This window comes from Kribbella sp. NPDC031520, from assembly GCF_055580825.1.
This window is the reverse complement of record NZ_JBVIKS010000001.1, coordinates 1,112,954-1,130,039: the sequence shown is the minus strand read 5'-3', so window position 1 is coordinate 1,130,039 and position 17,086 is coordinate 1,112,954. Positions and strand designations below refer to the sequence as shown.

Annotated in this window: 19 protein-coding genes; 13 read left to right on the top strand and 6 right to left on the bottom strand. The window is 69.0% G+C overall.

The window, feature by feature from the left end; translation table 11 throughout:
* Positions 1-30: 30 nt before the first annotated feature.
* From secE to rplA, 4 genes are all read left to right on the top strand, one after another.
* Entirely contained in the window at positions 31-273 is a 243-nt protein-coding gene (gene secE, locus ACZ5BU_RS05645) for a preprotein translocase subunit SecE (RefSeq protein WP_465695785.1), read from the top strand.
* A gap of 370 nt (positions 274-643) precedes the next feature.
* Positions 644-1,492 carry a transcription termination/antitermination protein NusG gene (gene nusG, locus ACZ5BU_RS05640; protein ID WP_465696718.1) on the top strand — a complete coding sequence of 283 codons (849 nt, stop codon included), beginning with the start codon at positions 644-646 and terminating at the stop codon, positions 1,490-1,492.
* 12 nt (positions 1,493-1,504) lie between these two features.
* Positions 1,505-1,936 carry a 50S ribosomal protein L11 gene (gene rplK / locus ACZ5BU_RS05635; RefSeq protein WP_387653417.1) on the top strand — a complete coding sequence of 144 codons (432 nt, stop codon included), beginning with the start codon at positions 1,505-1,507 and terminating at the stop codon, positions 1,934-1,936.
* Between the two features lie 76 nt (positions 1,937-2,012).
* Positions 2,013-2,735: a 50S ribosomal protein L1 gene (gene rplA / locus ACZ5BU_RS05630; protein WP_465695783.1), complete on the top strand. Its 723-nt coding sequence runs from the start codon at positions 2,013-2,015 to the stop codon at positions 2,733-2,735.
* Positions 2,736-2,800: 65 nt separating this feature from the next.
* Here the strand turns inward: rplA and ACZ5BU_RS05625 are convergent, their stop codons facing one another.
* On the bottom strand, positions 2,801-3,841 hold the full coding sequence (locus ACZ5BU_RS05625) for an alpha-hydroxy acid oxidase (RefSeq protein WP_465695782.1): 1,041 nt from the start codon (positions 3,839-3,841) through the stop codon (positions 2,801-2,803).
* A 228-nt stretch (positions 3,842-4,069) separates the two neighbouring features.
* On the opposite strand from ACZ5BU_RS05625, the gene srmL reads away from it, so the two are divergent.
* Complete coding sequence (gene srmL, locus ACZ5BU_RS05620; RefSeq protein WP_465695781.1) at positions 4,070-5,191, top strand: PheS-related mystery ligase SrmL; 1,122 nt, start codon at positions 4,070-4,072, stop codon at positions 5,189-5,191.
* On the opposite strand, the gene ACZ5BU_RS05615 is transcribed toward srmL, so the two are convergent.
* Positions 5,181-5,687 carry a hypothetical protein gene (locus tag ACZ5BU_RS05615; protein WP_465695779.1) on the bottom strand — a complete coding sequence of 169 codons (507 nt, stop codon included), beginning with the start codon at positions 5,685-5,687 and terminating at the stop codon, positions 5,181-5,183. The two genes, srmL and ACZ5BU_RS05615, sit on opposite strands and share 11 nt — an antisense overlap.
* A 156-nt stretch (positions 5,688-5,843) precedes the next feature.
* Here ACZ5BU_RS05615 and ACZ5BU_RS05610 point away from each other — a divergent pair, with 156 nt between their 5' ends.
* The 3 genes from ACZ5BU_RS05610 (at position 5,844) to ACZ5BU_RS05600 (ending at position 8,582) form a co-directional block, all read left to right on the top strand.
* Positions 5,844-7,121: a sensor histidine kinase gene (locus ACZ5BU_RS05610; protein ID WP_465695778.1), complete on the top strand. Its 1,278-nt coding sequence runs from the start codon at positions 5,844-5,846 to the stop codon at positions 7,119-7,121.
* A 13-nt stretch (positions 7,122-7,134) separates the two neighbouring features.
* Positions 7,135-7,779 (top strand): response regulator transcription factor, encoded by a 645-nt coding sequence (locus ACZ5BU_RS05605; RefSeq protein WP_465696716.1) that lies wholly within the window; start codon positions 7,135-7,137, stop codon positions 7,777-7,779.
* Between the two features lie 110 nt (positions 7,780-7,889).
* Entirely contained in the window at positions 7,890-8,582 is a 693-nt protein-coding gene (locus ACZ5BU_RS05600) for a DUF4097 family beta strand repeat-containing protein (protein ID WP_465695777.1), read from the top strand.
* Here the strand turns inward: ACZ5BU_RS05600 and ACZ5BU_RS05595 are convergent.
* The 3 genes from ACZ5BU_RS05595 to ACZ5BU_RS05585 are packed head-to-tail and all read right to left on the bottom strand — an operon-like array spanning position 8,569 to position 12,102.
* A complete protein-coding gene (locus ACZ5BU_RS05595) occupies positions 8,569-9,207 on the bottom strand; it encodes a bifunctional 4-hydroxy-2-oxoglutarate aldolase/2-dehydro-3-deoxy-phosphogluconate aldolase (RefSeq protein WP_465695775.1) in 639 nt (212 codons plus the stop codon). The genes ACZ5BU_RS05600 and ACZ5BU_RS05595 overlap by 14 nt on opposite strands.
* Positions 9,204-10,796, bottom strand: a complete 1,593-nt coding sequence (locus tag ACZ5BU_RS05590) for an N-acyl-D-amino-acid deacylase family protein (protein ID WP_465695774.1) — start codon at positions 10,794-10,796, stop codon at positions 9,204-9,206. Before ACZ5BU_RS05590 ends, ACZ5BU_RS05595 begins: the two co-directional genes overlap by 4 nt.
* Before the next feature lies 1 nt (position 10,797).
* On the bottom strand, positions 10,798-12,102 hold the full coding sequence (locus ACZ5BU_RS05585) for a type III PLP-dependent enzyme domain-containing protein (protein WP_465695773.1): 1,305 nt from the start codon (positions 12,100-12,102) through the stop codon (positions 10,798-10,800).
* A 129-nt stretch (positions 12,103-12,231) separates the two neighbouring features.
* On the opposite strand from ACZ5BU_RS05585, the gene ACZ5BU_RS05580 reads away from it, so the two are divergent.
* From ACZ5BU_RS05580 to ACZ5BU_RS05570, 3 genes are read left to right on the top strand one after another with little or no spacing between them, the layout of a single operon-like run.
* Positions 12,232-13,194: a sugar kinase gene (locus ACZ5BU_RS05580; RefSeq protein ID WP_465695771.1), complete on the top strand. Its 963-nt coding sequence runs from the start codon at positions 12,232-12,234 to the stop codon at positions 13,192-13,194.
* A complete protein-coding gene (locus tag ACZ5BU_RS05575) occupies positions 13,191-13,925 on the top strand; it encodes an IclR family transcriptional regulator (protein ID WP_465695770.1) in 735 nt (244 codons plus the stop codon). The genes ACZ5BU_RS05580 and ACZ5BU_RS05575 overlap by 4 nt, the downstream gene beginning before the upstream one ends.
* Before the next feature lie 8 nt (positions 13,926-13,933).
* Positions 13,934-14,338, top strand: a complete 405-nt coding sequence (locus ACZ5BU_RS05570; RefSeq protein WP_465695769.1) for a RidA family protein — start codon at positions 13,934-13,936, stop codon at positions 14,336-14,338.
* Here the strand turns inward: ACZ5BU_RS05570 and ACZ5BU_RS05565 are convergent.
* On the bottom strand, positions 14,335-14,925 hold the full coding sequence (locus ACZ5BU_RS05565; RefSeq protein ID WP_465695766.1) for an SMI1/KNR4 family protein: 591 nt from the start codon (positions 14,923-14,925) through the stop codon (positions 14,335-14,337). The two genes, ACZ5BU_RS05570 and ACZ5BU_RS05565, sit on opposite strands and share 4 nt — an antisense overlap.
* A gap of 52 nt (positions 14,926-14,977) precedes the next feature.
* Between ACZ5BU_RS05565 and ACZ5BU_RS05560 the strand changes: the two genes are divergently transcribed.
* Together ACZ5BU_RS05560 and ACZ5BU_RS05555 are read left to right on the top strand one after the other, a co-directional pair.
* Complete coding sequence (locus tag ACZ5BU_RS05560) at positions 14,978-15,787, top strand: IclR family transcriptional regulator (RefSeq protein ID WP_465695764.1); 810 nt, start codon at positions 14,978-14,980, stop codon at positions 15,785-15,787.
* Positions 15,787-16,962 (top strand): MFS transporter, encoded by a 1,176-nt coding sequence (locus tag ACZ5BU_RS05555; protein WP_465695763.1) that lies wholly within the window; start codon positions 15,787-15,789, stop codon positions 16,960-16,962. The genes ACZ5BU_RS05560 and ACZ5BU_RS05555 overlap by 1 nt, the downstream gene beginning before the upstream one ends.
* Positions 16,963-17,086 lie beyond the last annotated feature (124 nt).

Below are 17,086 nucleotides of genomic sequence, written 5' to 3'. Positions count from 1 at the left end.
TCAGGCCGCCGCTAGCGAAAGAGGTAGGTCGTGACGGAGACGCGCACCCCGGCACCGTCCGGCGCCGGCAAGCCCGCCGAGGGCAAGCAGGGCAGGGGCCTGCTGCGCTTCTACCGGCAGGTGGTCGCCGAGCTCCGCAAGGTCGTCTGGCCGACTCGCAAGCAGCTCTCCACTTACTTCGCGGTCGTGCTGACCTTCGTGGTGTTCGTGATCGCGATCGTCTCGGTCCTCGACCTCGTCTTCGGCTGGGCGATGTTCAAGGTCTTCGGCTGAGGAACAACCGCCAGACCAACGTAGGTCCCGGGCTCCCGGCCCGACCCGAAGCAGACAAGACCCCGAACCACAGATGACGGAGTACGACGTGTCCGAGCGCGACGACGAGGTCCTCGACTACGAGGACGAGTTGGACGTATCCGACTCCGACGACCTCGATCTCGACTTCGACGAGAACGACACCGACGACGATGACCTGTTCGCTGCCGACGACGATGACGACGACCCGTTCGCGGACCTCGACGACGAGGACGGCGACGAGGACGAGGCGGACGTCGCCGTGGACGAGGACGACGACGAGTACTCCGCCGACGACGAGGCGGAGCCGCCGCGGCCGGACGCGGACACCTCCGACGACGAGCCGGTCGTCGTGGTCCCGGCGGCCGACGAGGCCGAGGACGCCGAGGTGGTGACCTCCGAAGACGTCGAGGACGCCGAGGAGGAACTCGCCGAGGAGACCGCGGAGACCGCGCCGCTGACCACCGCCGAGCCGGCCGCCGCGCCGGACGAGGTCGTCTTCTCCAGCGCCGACGAGGACGCCGACGAGGCCGAGCCGGACGACGAGGAAGAGCCGGAAGAGGCGGAGCCCGAGGAGCCGGGTGACCCGCTCGAGGAGCTGCGGAACCGGCTGCGTTCGCAGTTCGGCGACTGGTACGTCGTACACACGTACTCAGGGATGGAGAACCGGGTCAAGGGCAACCTGGAGAACCGGATCAACTCCCTGAACATGGAGGACTACATCTTCGAGATCATCGTGCCGACCGAGGAGGTCGCCGAGATCAAGAACGGGCAGCGCCGGATGGTGAAGCGGACGGTGCTGCCGGGCTACGTGCTGGTCCGGATGGATCTGACCGACGAGTCCTGGTCGACCGTACGGCACACGCCGTCGGTGACCGGTTTCGTCGGGAACAGCCAGAAGCCGGTCCCGCTCAGCCTCGAAGAGGTGGAGAAGATGCTCGCTCCGGCCGTCGTGGCGGCGGCCGAAGCGGCGGCAGCCGAAGCCGGTGCCGCACCCGCCAAGACCGCGGCCAAGAAGAAGGTCGAGGTCGCCGACTTCGGTGTCGGTGACTCGGTCATGGTGGTCGACGGGCCGTTCGCGACCCTGCACGCCACAGTCACGGAGATCAACGCCGAGGCCCAGCGGATCAAGGCCCTGGTGGAGATCTTCGGCCGGGAGACCCCGGTGGAACTCAGCTTCAACCAGATCCAGAAAGTCTAAGGACCCGACAGAATGCCTCCCAAGAAGAAGATCGCTGCCCTGGTCAAGGTGCAGCTCCAGGCCGGTGCCGCGACACCGGCCCCGCCGGTCGGTACCGCGCTCGGTCCGCACGGCGTCAACATCATGGAGTTCTGCAAGGCGTACAACGCCCAGACGGAGTCCATGCGCGGCAACGTGGTCCCGGTAGAGATCACCATCTACGAAGACCGCTCCTTCACGTTCGTCACCAAGACGCCGCCGGCGCCGGAGATGATCAAGAAGGCCGCGGGCCTGCAGAAGGGCTCCGCCGTTCCGCAGCGCGACAAGGTCGGCAAGATCACCAAGGACCAGGTCCGCGAGATCGCCACCACCAAGATGCCGGACCTGAACGCCCGCGACATCGACGCCGCGATGAAGATCATCGAGGGTACGGCGCGCTCCATGGGCGTCGTCGTCGACGGCTGATCGCACCCCAACTTCACGCAGTAGTGGCAGGGCGAAGTGCCGCCCGGAGACCACACCCCAGAGAGGAACAGCAGTAATGGCACAGCGCAGCAAGGCTTACCGCGCCGCCGCGGAGAAGATCGACTTCGATCACCTGTACACCCCGCTCGAGGCGGTCCGGCTGGCCAAGGAGGCCGCCGGCAGCAAGAAGTTCAACTCCACCGTGGACGTGGCGATGCGTCTCGGGGTCGACCCTCGCAAGGCCGACCAGATGGTGCGTGGCACCGTCAACCTTCCGCACGGTACCGGCAAGACGGCTCGGGTCCTCGTCTTCGCCACCGGTGAGAAGGCCGAGCAGGCGAAGGCCGCCGGCGCCGACTTCGTCGGCGAGGACGACCTGATCAAGAAGGTGACCGACGGCTGGCTGGACTTCGACGCCGTCGTCGCCACCCCTGACCTGATGGGCAAGGTCGGCCGCCTCGGTCGCGTCCTCGGCCCGCGTGGTCTGATGCCGAACCCGAAGACGGGTACGGTCACGCCGGACGTCACGAAGGCGGTGACGGACATCAAGGGCGGCAAGATCGAGTTCCGGGTCGACCGGCACGCGAACCTGCACTTCATCATCGGCAAGGCGTCGTTCGACGAGGCCCAGCTGGTGGAGAACTACAGCGCCGCGCTCGAGGAGATCCTGCGGTTGAAGCCGGCCAGCTCGAAGGGCCGCTACATCAAGAAGACGGTCTTCTCGACCACGATGGGTCCGGGTGTCCAGGTTGACCCCAACCTGACCCGCAACCTCACCGAGGAGCAGGTCGAGGCCTGAGCCTCTCCTTTCTTCACCAGAAGCCCCCGCCACCGGCGGGGGCTTTCTGTTTCCCGCGACTCGGGTCAGCAGCGCACGGGCGTGAGGAGGTCGGGGGTGAGGGAAGACGGGGCCGGGACACCGATCAGCCGCAGGGTGTGGTCCAGTTCGTCGGCGAGGTCCGTGAGCAGGCGGATGACACCCTCGGACGAGCCCACGCTCAAGGCCCAGAGTGCGGGGCGGCCGACGAACACAGCGCGGGCGCCGAGGGCCAGTGCGGCGAGGATGTGTTCGCCGCGGCGGATGCCACCGTCGACGTACACCTCGACGTTGGTTCCGGCGACAGCCTCGGCGACCTCCGGCAGGGCCTGCGCGGTCGGGATCGAGCCGTCGAGCTGGCGCCCGCCGTGGTTCGAGACGATGATCCCCGCGGCGCCCGCGTCGGCGCAGCGTTTGGCGTCGTCGCTGCGCAGGACGCCCTTGACCACGATCGGCAGGCCGGTGCGTTCGGCGAGCCAGCCGATCACGTCCGGGTTCAGGTCGTCGGCCTTGGCGAGGTCGTCGTCGGTCCAGTCGCCCTCGGGCAGGTTGGCCAGGAACTGGTCTTCCCGAGCCAGGTCCCAGACGGTTTCACCCTCGTCCTCCTTACGTCCGACGACCGGGGTGTCGACAGTCAGTACGACGGCCCGCGCGCCGGCCTCGACCGCCGCGTCGAGCATCTGCCGGGTGATGTCGCGGTTCCGTACGACGTAGATCTGCAGCCACCACGGCACTCCGGTCGCGCCGAGCTCGGCGAACGAAGTACCGGCGTTGCTGGAGACGCCGAGTACGGACCGCGCCGCGCCGACACCGCGGGCCATCGCGAGCTCGCCGTCCGGGTCGGCCATCCGCTGCATCGTCGACGGCGCGACCAGGATCGGTGCGTCGACGGGCGTACCGAGCACCGTCGTCCGGAGGTCGATGGTGGAGACGTCGTTCAGGACGTGCGGGCGGAAGCGGTACGCCGACCAGGCCTCGACAGCTTCGCCGACGCTGACGCCGCCGGCGGAGCCTTGCCGGAAGTAGCGGTGTACGGCTTCCGGCAGCTTTTCGGCGGCCGCGCTTTCCAGCGTGTCGATCCATCGCATGCGGCCCATCGTCGCACCCGGCCCGGGCACGGCGGGAAGGATATTCACCACAGCAGGTAGACCACAGCAGGTACAGTTGTGGGTATGACGCAGTACGGGCAGCGATTTCTGCGCCCCGGCCGGCACGACGGTGCCGACGGGGTGAGCTGCTGGTGCGCTCTCTCCTGAGGTGACCGCGGCCGACCGGGGTGGATCCCCCGTCGAGACCGTCATCCTGGAGAAGCACTCATGTCTGTCATGTCTCTTGAAGAACTGCACGCCGCCCTGAAACTCCGCGATCTCAGCGATCCGGCCCAAGGCCCGCACGCGATCCAGCTCGTCGTCGACGCGATCCGGACCGCGCTCGAAAAGGTCTGGCCGTACACCGAGATCTGGACCCGCCGCGACCATCCCGTCGTACCGCTCACCGACAACTACGACAACCTCGGCTACGCGCCCGACGCCGTCACCCGCGAGGCCCGTTACACGCGCTACGTCTCGGACACCGACGTACTGCGAAGTCACACCTCGGCGATGATCCCGCCCGCGCTCCGCGAGCTGGCGAGCTCGGACGCGTCCGACGTACTGATGATCTGCGCCGGCATCTGTTACCGCCGCGACTCAGTCGACTGGCAGCACACCGGTACGCCGCACCAGCTCGACCTGTGGCGGCTCAGCCGCAACGTGACGCTCGGCGAACCGGAGCTGGAGGAGATGATCGCCCGGCTGGTCGACACCGTCCTCCCGGGCCAGACGTACCGTACGGTCCCGGCCGTGCACCCGTACACGATCCACGGCCGGCAGATCGACGTACTGCTCGACGACCAGTGGATCGAGATCGGCGAGTGTGGAGTCGCGGCGCCGCACGTACTGGGGCTCGCCGGGCTGGACGAGAGCTGGACCGGACTGGCGATGGGTTCGGGTCTGGACCGGTTGGTGATGCTCCGGAAGGGAATCCGCGACATCCGGCTGCTCCGGTCCACCGACCCGCGGGTGGCCGAGCAGATGCTGGATCTCCTGCCCTACAAGGCCGTTTCGTCGATGCCGCCGGTACGCCGGGACCTGTCGGTCGTGGTGGACGCGGCGGCGGACGTGTCGGACGAAGTACTCGGCGACAAGGTCCGGGCCGCGCTGGGCCCGGACGCGGATGCCGCGGAGTCGCTGGAGGTGCTGGGCGAAACGTCGTACGACGACTTGCCGACGAGTGCCCGTGACCGGCTCCAGCTGACCCCGGGGCAGCGGAACCTGCTGGTCAGGCTGGTCCTGCGACCGGTGGACCGTACGCTCACCGACGCGGAGGCGAATGTCCTGCGGGACAAGGTCTACCGCGCGTTGCACGAAGGCCCGGTGCTGGAGCTGATCAGCGCCTGAGCTCGCGGGCCGCGACCACGAACGCGCACACAGCCAGTGGCAGCTCGAGCAGGAGCGCCTCGGTCAGTGAGAGGGTCCGGTCGAAGCCGGCCGCTGCGGTGCTGACGTCGAACCAGGCGTCGGCCACCAGCAGCGTGCCGGCCGCCATCGCGGTCAGGGTGGCGTACCGGTTGCGCTTGTGCAGCAGGTACGCCGTGAGACCCGCGGCGATCGCGGTCGCGCAGTCGAGGCCGATCCAGGTCACCTTCCAGTGGCCGGCCTGATAGGTGCTCGGCAGCGTGGCCGCGAGGATCAGGCACCACGGGAGGAGCACGGCCGCGACACCGGCCGCTACCATCGCGGCCAGGCCGCCGGGGGAGCGGCGGGGACGGATCCGGCCGTCCAGCCGGCCCTCGGTGATGTAGTCCTCGAGGGCGTCGGCTACGCGGTCGTCGATCGCGTCGCCGAGCTTCTGGTCCAAACCGATCTTGCCGGGGAAAGTAGCTGTCGTCGTCATGTCATCAAGCCTTCCGGCGAGCGCCTTCCGGCGCAGTCCGGTCAGCCCACGAACCGGGGTGGGGATAACCCCCGGCGGGTTCGGTGGGATGTCCTCATGCCGCCCGGGCGGCCGACCACGTAAGTTGTGACCGCGAGCAACGGGGAGGTGATCCGGATGAGCGTTGCAGCGAATCCGGTTCCCCGGACACCTTGGCGGCTCTGGCGGTCGCCGTACTTGTGGTTGGCAACGATCCACATCCTGGGCGACTCGGTGGTCGTACTGACCTCGGGCGTACTGGTGCTGTGCGCGACGATCGTGGTCCTGCTCGGGCTGCCGTTCGCGGCGATCGGGATCCCGCTCAGCGTCTGGGCCAACCGATCGGTTTACGGCATCGCCGGCTGGGAGCGGGCCCGGGCCCGGATCACCCGCGGTCAGCAGGTGACGGCGCTGTTGCCCCCGCCGCGGACCGGTTCGCGGCGGGAGGACGCGCGGCAGGCGATCAACGACCCCGGCCTGTGGCGGCAGTTCGGGTACTACGTCGCACTGTTGCTGCTGGCAACCGTCTGGATCTTCGCCGTGGTGGTCGCCTGGTCGATCCCGCCGGTGCTGATCGCGCTGCCGGCGTACTACTGGCACTTCGCCGCGGGACAGGCGCAGCTCGGGCCGTTCACGATCGACTCGACGACGCGCGCTTCGGTGGTCGCGGTGATCGCGGCGCTCTTCCTCTTCTTCGTCTCGCCATTGATCGTGCGGGCCGCGTCGGCGTTCGACGGCTGGCTGGTGAAGGAGCTGCTCGGGCCGTCGGAGTCCGGCGTTCTCGCCGAGCGGGTGCATCAGCTGGTGCAGAGCCGGCAGCAGGTGGTCGACTCGGTCGAGGCCGAGCGGCGGCGGATGGAGCGCGACCTGCACGACGGTGCCCAGCAGCGGCTGGTGTCGCTGGCGATGACGCTCGGCCGGGCGAAGAACCGGCTCGGCGACAGGGATCCGGCGGTCCGGCAGCTGATCGACGAAGCGCACTCGGAGGCGATGCAGGCGATCACCGAGATCCGCGACCTGACCCGCGGCCTGCACCCGCCGGTACTGACCGACCGCGGGCTGGACGCGGCGCTGTCGGCGGTCGCGGCCCGCTCGGTGGTACCGGTCCGGCTGAGCGTGGACGTACAACCCCGGCCCTCGTTGACGATCGAGTCGATCGCGTACTTCGTCGTGACCGAGGCGCTGACGAACGTCGCCAAGCATGCCGACGCCGCCTCGGTGGAGGTCCGGGTGACGCGGGCGGGCGACGTACTGCGGGTCGAGGTGCGGGACGACGGCCGCGGGGGTGCCGATCCGACGGGAGGCAGTGGATTGCGCGGGCTGTCCGATCGGGTGGCCGGCGTGGACGGACGGCTGACGGTGGACAGTCCACCGGGCGGCGGCACGACGCTGATCGCGGAGGTGCCCTGTGGCTGAGGAGGTTCAACGGATGCGGGTCGTGATCGCCGAGGACTCGGTGCTGCTGCGCGAGGGGATCGTGCGGCTGCTCGAGGAGCAGGACTGCGAGGTGGTCGCGGCGGTCGGCGACGGCGACGCGTTGCTGAAGGCGGTCGAGGCGCAGCGCCCGGACGTCTGCGTGGTCGACGTACGGATGCCGCCGACGTTCACCGACGAAGGACTGCGGGCGGCGCTGGTGATCCGCGAGCAGTACGCCGACGTCGGTGTGCTGGTGCTGTCGCAGTACGTCGAGGAGCGGTACGCGAGCGAGCTGATCGGCGGGAACCCGGGCGGCGTCGGGTACCTGCTGAAGGACCGGGTCGCGGACGTGGACCAGTTCATCGACGGGCTGCGCCGGGTCGCGGACGGTGGCGCGGCGCTGGACCCGGAGGTGATCTCGCAGCTGCTGGTGCGGTCCCGGAAGGTGGATCCGCTGGCTGTGCTGAGCCCACGGGAGCAGGACGTTCTGCGCGCGATGGCGGAGGGGAAGTCGAACGCCGGGATCGCGCAGGCGCTCGTCGTCGGTGAAGGCGCGGTCGAGAAGCACATCAGCAACATCTTCCTGAAGCTCCAGCTGTCGCCGACCGACGGCGAACACCGCCGCGTGCTCGCCGTCCTCAGATACCTGGGGACGTAAATGACGGTGCTGATGCCGCGACTCCGTCGCGGCGGGTCATGGGGCTGGAACTCCCGGTCTTCCCTCGTCGCTCCGGTCGCTTCGCTCCTCAGTCCAGACCGGGAGGCCCCATGACCAGAGCTCAGCGCACGATGCTTCTGGTGGGGTTGCTGCCGATGCTCGCGGTTGTCGTGGGTGCGGCGGCGGTGACGATCGCGACGATCCCCGGGAAGTTGCCGTACAACTACTCGGCCGCGTACGTACCGGCCGCCGACGGGGTGCAGATCACGTCCGACGTGTCGACGCAGGTGGAGCCGAGCTTCGACGGTCAGGTGCACGTCACCGTCGACGGTTCGTACGCGGCGCAGAAGCCGGACGTCCGGATCTCGACGGTGGGACGGGAGCTGGTCATCCGTACGACGTGCCCGGACTCCCACTGCAACGTCGACCTGACCGTGGACGTGCCGGCCGCCGCCGCGGTCAAGGCGAAGGTCGAAGGGGCCTCGGTCGACGTGGCCGGGGTGGCGGCCCCGCTGACGGTGAGCGTCAGCGACGGCTCGGTCGACATGGCGCAGCTGCGGAGCCCTCAGGTCTCGGTGGACACGCAGCGCGGTTCGATCACGATGATCTTCGACAAATCGCCGGATCAGGTGTCGGCGACGTCGAGCGACGGGTCGATCCTGGTGCAGGTGCCGCGAACGACGACGTACGCGATCGACGCGGTCGCCGCGCAGGGGTCCACCGACCTGAGCGTCCCGAGCAACCCGACGGCCCCCCATCACCTGTATCTGCGCAGCAGCTACGGGAGCATCACGGTGCAATAGCCGCGCAGAACGCCTTCGCCTTGGTGGTGATCGCGTCCCAGTTCGCGGCGGCCACGTCGGCGGGGGAGACGACGTCGGTGCCGGCGCTGACCGCCAGTGCTCCGGCGTCGATGAAGTCGCGCGCGTTGCCGGCGTTGACGCCGCCGGACGGGATCAGCGGTACGCCGGGGAACGGGCCGTTGAGGTCCTTGAAGTACTTCGGGCCGAGCTGGTGCGCCGGGAAGATCTTCACCGCGGTGGAACCGAGCGCGAGCGCGGTCATCACCTCGGACGGCGTGAACGCGCCGAGGACGACCGGGACGCCGGCTGCGCGCGCGGCCTCGGCGATCGCGGCCGCCTCCGGGCCCTGACCGGGGGTGACGAGGAACTGGGCGCCGGCGTTGATCGCCTGCGTGGCCTGGTCGCCGGTCTGCACCGTACCGGCGCCGACGACCGCACCCGTCTCGGCGGCGGTGGCGGCAGCGCGCTCGAGGTGCCGGGGAAGCTCCGGCGTGGTGTACGTGAGCTCGACGACATGGATGCCGCCGGCAACCAACGCGGCGCAGAGGTCGCGGGCGTCGGAGATCTCCGGGGCGCGGACCACGGTCAGAACCCGGTCGGCACGCAGCAGGTCCAGGGTGTTCACAGGGGGTTCCTTTCGGTTCGCCGTACGGCGTGGCCGGGGCGGGCGTCGGTGCGGTGGCCCTCGTCGATGACGGGTACGCCGTTGACGAGTACGTACGGGATGCCCTCGGCCGGCTGCCGGGGTTCCGGGAAGGTGGCCGCGTCGCGAACCGTGTCCGGGTCGAACAGGACGAGGTCGGCGGCGTATCCCTCGCGGACCAGACCGCGGTCGGTGAGCCGGAGCCGGCGGGCGGGGCGGCCGGTGAGGTGGTGGACGCAGTCGGCGAGCTCGAGGACGCCGAGCTCGCGGACGTAGCGGGCGAGGTACCGCGGGAAGGTGCCCCACGAGCGCGGATGTGGTTTGCCGCCGACCAGGATTCCGTCCGAGCCGCCGGTGTGCGACGGGTGCCGCATGATCGTGCGTACGTTTTCCTCATGGCCGACGTGCTGCAGGATCGACGTGGCCAGGTCGTCGGCGAGCAGGATCTCGTAGAACACGTCGGCGGCCGGCTTCCCGGAACGCGCGGAAAGAGCGGCGATGGTGTTCCCGACCGCTTCCGACAGCGTTTGATTGCGCACGCCGCCGATCTCGATCGTGTCCCACTCGACCACGCAGCCGTGGCAGCCGTCGGTGCCGACCTGTTCGAGTTCGTACGTGATCCGCTCGCGCGCGGCCGGATCGCGGAGCCGGGCGAGCTGCGCGTCGGGTCCACCCTCGGCGGTCCAGCTCGGCAGCACCGCGGACAGGGTGGTTGCCCCAGGCAAGTACGGGTAGGTGTCGGTGGTGACGTCGACGCCGGCCGCCAGCGCCTTGTCGATCATCTCGACCAGCTCCGCCCCACGGCCCGCGTTCGGCGCGAAGTTCATCACCGCGTGGGTCAGGTGCAAGGCGCAGCCCGAGCGGCGGGCGACCTCGATCATCTCGCCGTACGCCTCGAGTGCGCCCTTGCCGTACGAGCGCTGGTGCGGTGCGTAGTACCCGCCGTACTCGGCGACGACGGAGCACAGCTCGACCAGCTCGTCGGTGTCGGCGAACATGCCCGGCGTGTACGTCAGCCCGCTGCTCATCCCGACCGCCCCGTCCCGCAGCCCGTCGGCGAGCAGCTGCTTCATCCGGGTCAGCTCGTCCGCCGTCGCCGGACGGTTGGAGGTGCCAACGACCATCATCCGCAACGTGCCCTGCGGGACCAGGTACGCCGCGTTGCACGCGATGCCCTGGTCGAGCCGGTCGAGGTATCCGGCGACGGTCGACCAGGAGAAGTCGAAGTCGTCGGGCTCGCCGTTCCAGCCGGCGATCTGGCGCCGTACGACGGCCCGGGTCGGGTCGTCGATCGGTGCGAACGACAGCCCGTCCTGGCCGAGCACCTCGAGCGTGACGCCCTGGCTGACCTTCGCGGTGTGGTCCGGGTTCACCAGGATCTGCAGGTCCGAGTGCGCGTGCATGTCGATGAAGCCGGGCGACAGCACCAGCCCGTCCGCGTCGATCGTACGCTCCGCGGCCGGGAGATCGTTGCCGATGGCCACGATCCGGCCGGCGTCGACGGCCACGTCCGCGTGGTAGCCCGGCGAGCCGGAGCCGTCGACGATCAGCGCACCCGTGATGGTGAGCATCTCAGAAGAACGTCCGCACCAGGTCGACCACGACCGGGTCGGCCGCATCCGCGTCGTCGACGACCGGGATCAGGCCCCACTTGTCGAAAGCAGTACACGGGTGTGACAGCCCGACCCGGAGTTCATCGCCGATCACCACCGGTACGTCCGTGAAGTGCAGAAAACCGTGCTGGTCGTTCAGATTGGTGACCGTCATCCCGGTGGCGGCCAGAACGTCCGAGTCGGAGGAGGAGCGCGGCCGGATCAGCTGCGGTTCCGGCCAGTCCTGGTCGAACGGGAAGTCGCGTCGCCCGGCGTCGAAGATCGCCAGGCCCGGCTCCGGCTGCGAGGTGATCCGGATCCAGCCGTGCATCGCGGCCACGAGCTGCTCGCCGTCCGTCCGCGGGTGCTCCCCGAGCGGCGACACCCGCCGGTACAGGCCGTCGTCGTGGGAGATGTACGCACCGGAACGCAGTACCACCCGGGCGCCGTCACCGGCCTCCGACGCGAGCACCTTCGCGACCTGCTCGAAGTACTGACTACCGCCCGCGCTGACGATCGGTACGACGTCCGCGTCGTACAGCGGGCGCAGCCGGTGGTGGACGCCGGCCAGGTCCCGCAGGTACGCGCGGACCTCCTCGAGGTTCGCCTCGTCGACGCCGTGCCCGATGGCGCCCTCGTACCCGGCGACACCGGCCAGCCGGAGCGTCGGCGCGTCCTTGATCGCCTGGCCGACGGCGAGGGCGGTCTCCAGGTCGCGGGCGCCCGTCCGCCCGCCGATCCCGCCGACCTCGACCATCACGTCGAGCGGGCGGGCGTCCGGGCCGACGTACGCCGAGCGCGCCGCCTCCATGATCTCGACGGTACGAACCGAGTCCGCCCAGACCGAGACCTCGAAGGCGGGGTCGGCCGCGAGCTCGTCGGCGATCCAGCGCAGCTGCAGCGGGGAGATGACCGCGTTGGCGATCAGCACCCGCTGGACGCCGTACGCGCGGGCGACGCCGAGCTGGAACGCGTTGGCGAGCGTGATCGCCCAAGAGCCGGCGTCCAGCTGCATGGCCCAGAGCGCGGGCGCCATCGTGGTCTTGCCGTGCGGCGCGAGCTCCACGCCGTGCCGCGTGCACCAGGTCGCCAAGGTGTCCACGTTGTGCCGCAGGCCGGCCGCCGAGAGCGTCATCAGCGGAGTCGGGAGCTGGGACAGCCGGGGCTTGTCGGCCAGGATCTCCGCGACGGTCCGGCCCCAGAAACCGGGCGGCAACGCCTTGTCCCGCCAGCTCACCTGCTGGTCGGCAAGAGCGGCAACAGCGTCGGCATCGTACGCAGGCATCAGACCCCCTGGGGTTCGGGATTGCAGAATACGCAACGCTGATTGCGTATTCTGACTCGTCGGTTGTAACATCGCGGCCGAAGTCGCGTCAACGCACGCCCTATCCCATCACCTCACCCAGGAGCGCCGATGCCCGAGACGGCCGCCATCTGCGTGGGCGAAGCGATGATCATGCTTTCGGGCGGCGCCGGACCGCTGTCGGACGTCGAGGTGTTCCGGCGGTCGGTCGGCGGTGCGGAGTGCAACGTGGCCGGCGGGCTGGCCGCACTCGGCGTACCGACCGGGTGGATCTCACGGCTGGGCGACGACGGCTTCGGTCAGCACGTACTGCGGGACCTGCAGGCGCGCGGCGTCGACGTCGGCGGAGTGGAGCTGGACCCGGTACGGCCGACGGCGCTGTACGTGAAGGAGTCCGACGGCGGGCGGTCCCGGATGCAGTACTACCGGACCGGATCGGCTGCTGCTGCGATGGAGCCCTCGTTCTTGGACCGGCCTGACGTACGTGAGCGGTTGTCGCAGGCGAAGCTGGTGCACACCACCGGTATTACTGCGGCTATCTCTTCGTCCAGCTCGGACATGTTGGAGCGGCTGGCCACTGAGCCGCGGGAGTTCTTGCTGAGCGTCGACCTGAACTGGCGGCCGGTGTTGTGGCGGGAGCGGGATCCGGAGCCGTTGTGGCGGTTGCTGAAGGCTGCTGACATCGTGCTGATCGGTGCGGACGAGGCTGAGGTCTTCGCTGGTACAGGGGATGCAGATGAGTTGTACGAGCTGCTAAAGGTTCCTGTGTTAGTGGTGAAGGACGACGCTCATAGGGCGATTGTTCTCGAGCCGGGTGGGCGCACTGAGGTCCCAGCGCTGTCTGTAGAAGTGGTGGAGACGGTTGGAGCGGGGGATGCGTTTGCGGCGGGTTTCCTCGCCGGGACCTTGCAGGGGTTGTCCATGGTGCAGCGCTTGCGGTTGGGGCATCTCTCGGCTGCGGCGGTGTTGACGAGGCCCGAGGATCATGCGCCGCCTCCGGCCGTGGCTGAGCGGGAGCGGTTGCTGAACGCCACCGACGAGGAGTGGGCGGCGACGAAGATCGGTGCGGCATGAGTCAGAGCCTCGCCCGGGCGCTGCAGATCCTCACAAGTCTTGGTGAGGGCGAGCGGTCGCTGGACCAGTTGGCCGCCGAGCTCGGCGTACACAAGACCACCGTGCTGCGGTTGCTGCGCACCATGGAGGCCGACCGGTTCGTACGGCGGGACGCGTCGCACAGGTATCGCCTCGGCTCGCGGTTGTTCGCTCTCGCGGACGTCGCGCGCGAGCAACAGGTCGTACGGCAGGTTGCTGCACCGCATCTGCGGGAGCTGAACCAGAAGACCGGTCAGACGGTCCACCTGGCGGCGTGGGAGAACGGTGAGGTCATCTACGTCGACAAGCTCGACAGTGTGCGCTCGGTGCGCATGTACTCGCAGGTCGGCGTACCGGCCGCTCTGCACTGCACCGCGGTTGGCAAGGTGCTGCTGGCAGCGCAGCCGAAGCGGCAGCGGGAGGCGGTGCTCGCGACGCTGGACTACAAGGCCTACACGCCGAACACGATCACCGACCCGGACCGGTTGCGGGACGAGTTGCTGACCACCAAGGAACGCGGCTGGGCGCAGGACAAGGCCGAGCACGAGTCGTTCATCAACTGCATCGGTGCGCCGCTCAAGGACGCCACAGGCCGCGTTGTCGGGGCCGTGTCGTTGTCCGTGCCCGACGTACTGCTGAACTATGAGCAGGTGCTCGAGCTGCTGCCAGACCTGCTCGCCACCGCGAACGCGATCAGTGCCGACTACAAGTGAGAGGTCTCATGTCCGACAAGAGCGCAGTGTCCACGACCGACGCGCCGCCGCCGATGCCCGTGTTCTCGCAGGGCGTCCGCAAGGGCAACATCCTGCAGGTGTCCGGTCAGGGCTCGGTCGACCCGGCCAGCGGCGACTTCGTCTTCGCCGGTGACGTGAAGGGCCAGACCACTCGGGTCCTGCAGAACATCGAGGCCATCCTGAAGGCCGGCGGCGCGAGCATCGACGACGTGGTGATGCTGCGCGTGTACCTCACCCAGCGCGAGGACTTCGCCGCGATGAACGAGGCCTACGCCGACTTCGTCTCCACCCGCACCCCGAGCGGCGTCCTGCCGTCCCGCACCACCGTCTTCACCGGCCTCCCCCTCCCGGACATGCTGGTCGAGATCGACGCCCTGGCTGTCCTCAGTTAGTTCTTCAGTGGTACGCGGACCAGCGGCTCGTCGTTCACGCTCCGCTGGTCCGGGCCGCGATCCCACCAGAGCTCCTGGCGGGTGGTGAGGTACGGGTACCAGCCGTTGACGCCGGTGCCGTGGTGCAGCGAGTGCACCACCTCCGCGAGGTACGTCCCGAGGTCCGGCCACGAGGCCGTGAATTCCCCGACCCCGTCGTGAGCCGCCATCCCCAGCCGCCCGCGCGACGGGCCCGGCCGTAGGTCGATGACCTGCAGGTCACCGTCACTGTCCGCCCACGGGATCCATGCCGGATGCCAGTAGGGCTCCGAGGCAGGGTCGGCGACGACGTAGTCCTCGGCCAGGTCCATCCGCAGTTGCCAGTTCTCGGCAATCTGGGCCGCACTCGACGGCAACGCCTCGGGCAGGAGGTTGGCCCAGGCCGTCACGCCGTTGTGGCAGCTCAGCGACTCGACGAGCTCGGATGGCAGCTCCGGCGCGCTCTGCAGGTCTGCGGAGGTGGCGGGCGGAGCGAGTACGGCGTATGTCGCCGGAGCATGTTGCGCGAGCCAGTGGTCGAGCTGGGTCCAGGAGGCGGTGATGCTCACCGGCTGGACACTACCTCGACAGGTTTCCCGTATTGCGGGATATGGTTTCACCATGCAGGAAGCGCGTGGTTCGGTTCAGTCGATCGACCGGGCCGTGGCGATCCTGCGCTGCTTCGACGCGCGGACCCCGGATCTCGGGATCAGTGACCTGGCCCGCGCGACGGGGTTGTCGACGAGCACCGTGCATCGGTTGTTGCTGGCGATGCAGGAGAACGGGCTGGTCCGGCAGACGGCTCATCGGCGGTACGCGATCGGGCCGCTGGTTGTGCAGTTGGCGCACAGTGGTGGGATTCCGGCCGGTCTGCGCGACGCGGCCCTGCCGGTGCTGCGTGCACTCCGCGATGACACAGGCGAGACCGCGGCCGTGCACGAGCTGTTGCCGTCAGGGCAGCGCGTCGTCCTGGACCAGGTCGAGAGCTTCCACCAGTTGCGCCGTACGTACACCGAGTTCGGCCTGCCGGTCGCCTTGCCGCAGGGGGCGCCGGGGAAGGCGTTGCTGGCGTTCTTGCCGTTCGAGCGGCAGCAGGAGGTTCTGAAAGGCCCGCTGGAGAAGGTGCAGCCGGCAACGATCACGGACCCGGAGGTGCTCGCGCAGCAGTTCGCGGAGATCCGGCGGCGCGGCTACGCGATGTCACGGACCGAGCGGACCGCGGGGATCTGCAGCGTGGCCGCACCGGTGTTCGGCTACTCCGGCCAGGTCGCCGGTTGTCTGAGTGTGTCCGGCCCCGAGATGCGGATGCCGGTGGAGCGGATGGAGGAGTTCGGGATGAGGGTCGCCGAAGGTGCCTGGTCGGTGTCGGAGTTGCTGGGAGCCACCCCAGCCACCCGGGACCGCAGTACGGCGCTGGCCGGCGGCCGGTGATGTCACAGGCCCGGAGTCTCTGGAAGATCGCACCTGCTGTTTATCTGCCTGCACTGCTCTACGGGATCGGACAAGGCGCTATCGCGCCGGTTGTCGCGCTCTCGGCCACCCACCTCGGTGCGTCGGTCGCTGTAGCAGGTCTGGTCGTTGCGGCAGCCGGTCTTGGGCAGGTGATCGGTGACATCCCGGCAGGTGCGTTGACGAACCGGATCGGTGAACGCAGCGCGATGCTGGCGGCCACGGTCTTCGTTTCGTTTGCTCTGGCAGCCTGTCTGGTCGTCCCTAATGTCTGGGGCTTGGCCATTGCTATCGGCTGCACCGGACTGGCCGGTGCGGTCTGGGGCCTTGCCCGGCAGGCCTATCTGAGTGAGGCGGTGCCTGTTGAACTCAGAGCACGGGCCTTGTCGACGCTTGGCGGTGTACAGCGCATCGGGTCGTTCATCGGTCCGTTCCTCGGTGCGGGCGCGATGAGGTTCCTCGGTACGGACGGTGCGTACTGGGTGCACCTGGTAGCCGCACTACTGGCCTGTGGCGTCCTGCTGAGCCTCCCGGACGTAGAGCACCGGCGTAGCCGAGGCCCCGTGGCTGCCCAATCCACCTGGGTTGTCATCCGCGACCACTTCCCGGTACTGCGGACCCTTGGCGTCGGGGCACTCCTTGTCGGCGCTGTGCGTGCGTCGCGGCAGGTGGTGATTCCCCTCTGGGCGTTGCACATCGGGCTGGATCCGCAGACGACCAGTGTGATCTTCGGGCTGTCCGGTGCGGTGGACATGCTGCTGTTCTATCCAGCTGGGTCCGTGATGGATCGGCTCGGGCGGAAGTGGGTCGCCGTACCGTCGATGGCTGTGCTGGGGTTGGCGCACTTGCTGCTGCCGTTGACGCATACGACCGTGACCCTGACCGCGGTGGCGTTGCTGATGGGGATCGGGAACGGATTGGGCGCCGGGGTGATCATGACGCTGGGGGCGGATGCGTCGCCGCCGGTCGGGCGGGCGCAGTTCCTGGGGGCGTTCCGGCTGTTCGCGGACACTGGGAACGGTGCTGGGCCGTTGCTGCTCGCGGGGGCTACGGCGGTGCTCGGACTGGCGCCGGCGATCGTCATCATGGCGGGCACGGGATGGGCCGCGGCCACCGCGATGCACCGCTGGATCCCACCCCATCCGCAACGGATTTGATAAAGCAGGTGTCCAGCAGGCACACTGTCTACTGCCGAAGACCGCTGGTCGCTGCCCTAGGTAGCTGAAGGTCCCACTCAGGTGGGCGGCCCGCGCAGGTGACTTGGAAGTGACACAGTATGTT